This is a genomic window from Methylobacterium sp. WL103 (genome assembly GCF_008039885.1).
GTDB classification, from domain to species: Bacteria; Pseudomonadota; Alphaproteobacteria; order Rhizobiales; family Beijerinckiaceae; genus Methylobacterium; species Methylobacterium cerastii.
This window is the reverse complement of record NZ_VRUX01000606.1, coordinates 1-2,492: the sequence shown is the minus strand read 5'-3', so window position 1 is coordinate 2,492 and position 2,492 is coordinate 1. Positions and strand designations below refer to the sequence as shown.

Annotated in this window: 3 protein-coding genes and 1 pseudogene; 1 reads left to right on the top strand and 3 read right to left on the bottom strand. The window is 67.3% G+C overall.

Features of this window, described 5'->3' with window-relative positions; all coding sequences use genetic code 11:
- Window positions 1–125, bottom strand: a pseudogene (gene obgE, locus FV222_RS23080) (GTPase ObgE); the annotation flags it as partial.
- A 98-nt stretch (window positions 126–223) separates the two neighbouring features.
- Here obgE and FV222_RS23075 point away from each other — a divergent pair.
- Entirely contained in the window at window positions 224–439 is a 216-nt protein-coding gene (locus tag FV222_RS23075) for a hypothetical protein (protein ID WP_147815731.1), read from the top strand.
- 98 nt (window positions 440–537) lie between these two features.
- On the opposite strand, the gene FV222_RS23070 is transcribed toward FV222_RS23075, so the two are convergent.
- Together FV222_RS23070 and FV222_RS23065 are read right to left on the bottom strand one after the other, a co-directional pair.
- A complete protein-coding gene (locus tag FV222_RS23070) occupies window positions 538–948 on the bottom strand; it encodes a hypothetical protein (protein ID WP_147815730.1) in 411 nt (136 codons plus the stop codon).
- 2 nt (window positions 949–950) lie between these two features.
- Window positions 951–2,333 (bottom strand): hypothetical protein, encoded by a 1,383-nt coding sequence (locus FV222_RS23065; protein WP_147815729.1) that lies wholly within the window; start codon window positions 2,331–2,333, stop codon window positions 951–953.
- Window positions 2,334–2,492: the final 159 nt, after the last annotated feature.

Here is a 2,492-nt window from a genome sequence, read left to right as displayed (position 1 = left end):
TCCGCGTCGATCGCGTCGGCTTTGGAAAGCGCCACGATCTCCGGCTTGCCGGCGAGGTCCTCGCCGTAGGCCTCGAGCTCGCGCCGGATCGTCTTGTAGGCCTTGCCGGCATGCTCGCAGGTGGCGTGCTGTTATTGTCGTTATTAACTGAAATTCTAATAATCTTGGTATTTTCATGACCTTGAGGATTGCGTTGTGGTCCAAGGATTGAGGCTCAGACAGCATGAAGGGTAAGCTGCGGCCGAGTTTGCACTACCGGCTTGTGCTGCTGTCGCGTGGCCCCCGTCTCTACGCCGAGACGTTCCGGGACATCCTGCAATTAGGGAAAATGGGCTTGGCCGAGTTGACCGGGGCCACTTCCACTGCCGGTTCGAGGGAATGGGCGATCACCGACGCTGGCCGCATCGCCTTACATGACCATGCCGATGGCGAGGCGTGATCGAAGCGGACGGCATCCGGTTCCGGCTGCGAAGCCGAGCGCCGGTAGAGCAGCACTGCCTTGGACAGTAGGTGCAGCCTCGCCGGCGCAGTCGCATCTCACCGCCCCGCCACCATCTCCAGCAGCGCCACGCCGGCAGCCGCGACGACGTTGCCGGAGCCGCGCCAGGGCAGGGGAGCAAGCGGGATCACAGCCCACTCGGCCGCCACGACCGGCAGCACGGTCTCCAACGCCTCGGCCTCCCGGCCACTATCATTATTGCGCAGCCACACGACCTGGCTGCCGTGGGTGTTCTCCGGGGCGGCGAGGGCGGGTTCAGCGTCGCCGCCGTCCTCGGCATCGATGTCACCGTCCATGCGATCCAGCACAGCGATGATGTGGTCGGCTGCATCCAGGGCGGTCTGTAGGGCCTCGCCGAGGCGGGTGCGGATCTCAGCCTCCCCCATCGGCGCCGGCTCTACAGGAAGGGCCGCGCTTGGGCGCGGAGCGAAGGTAAGCACGTTGCCCATGGTCAGGTACCCTTCGCGTCGGACGAGACGATCACGGAGGAGCCGGCGACGATGAGGCGGGTGTGGGCCGCTCCCATGATGTTGGCCAGCGCCTTCATCTCCTCGTGGGTGTCGTGGACTGCGTTCAGCACCGAGAGGACAGCTTCAGGGCCTCGGCCGTCCAGGGTCTCGATGGCGGCGACCAACTCCCGCTTGCTCATCCGCAGGAAGCGGTCGGCGAGGTGCAGGCCGACCGTGTAGGGCGAGAGGCGTTCGTTCCACTCGCGCGGGCTGCGGATCGGCGTGTCGAGGTCGTATGCTTCGAAGCTTAGGGATGCCGCCCCTTCGGCCGAGCACACTTCGTTGTCTGCGCCGGTCTGCGTCAGCCGTTCGACATCGGCGGCAATGCTCCCGAGGATGTCTCTGAGATCCACGGCGCCGATCATGCCGTCATTCCCCGGTGCCCACTGCTGGGCATGGCGGATCACCGCGACGATGCCGGCAAGCGTCGTCGGACGTGTCTCGAACACCGCGTTCCAGGCCACCGTCTCCACGTGGCTGGCGGCCTCCCAGACTGCATGCGCGGGCGCCATCGCGTCGTCGGACGTGTCCAGATCTTGCTCTTGCCGCCACACCTTATCGGTCGCGTCGCAGGTCTCCACGAAGGCAGCGCGGGCCTCGGCATGCGCTTGGATGACCGCAAGAACCGGGTCCGCATCGTCCGGCGCTGCCGCCTCGTCAGCCTCAGTCTCGTCGGATGCAGTCTCGGCCGCTTCGATCGGCTCTGGTTCATCGCGATCGCGGCGGGGCACCAGCACGCCGACGACAGTGCCGACGAGCTTCTGGCGCAGGTGGTCGGCGTCGTAGGGGCCATCGCTCGTGTAGACCGTCCCCGCGCCGACACGGTTGACCGGATCGACCCACCATTGCGGTTCGCCCTGGCCGCCGATCTCGCGGAAGTGGGTCAGCACCACGTCGCGTGTGCCGCCGTGCCACTCGATCACGCACAGGGCGCCGTGCGTCAGCTCGCGCCGGGCCGGGTCGAAGACGACGGTCTCGCCCTTCCGAACGAGCGGGTAGGCGCCCGCATCCTTCACATACTGCTCGCCCATGCCCTCGGGGCACTCGCTCACCACCGGCAGCTTAGGCGGGCGGGGGGCATCCTTCGAGGGGAGATCGACCGCGCTGTAGACCCCGATCACACGGTGGATCTTCTCGACGCGACCGGCGCTCAGGTGCCCGACCCGCCCCGTGCTGGGCAACACGACCTCGATCAGCGGCACCACTTCGGAGCCTGGCGCGAACGGCTTTGCGAACTCGGGATTGAAATGGTGCGTCAGGTCGAACACGACCGGGCCGGGCTTGCCCTTGAGGTAGAACACCGCGAGCCCGGCGCCGGTGGGCATCTCGGGCGCTACGATAAGCGCGGCTCCGGGATCGGCGTGCAGGCCAAGGCCCTCGCCCGTGATTTCGAGGGCGTAGGTTCCTTCTGGCGCGTCTGCCGATACCGGCACGGTGCCGCGTGACGGGGCGTCCTGCGGGGCGGGCAGGGCGGCGGTCTCGGG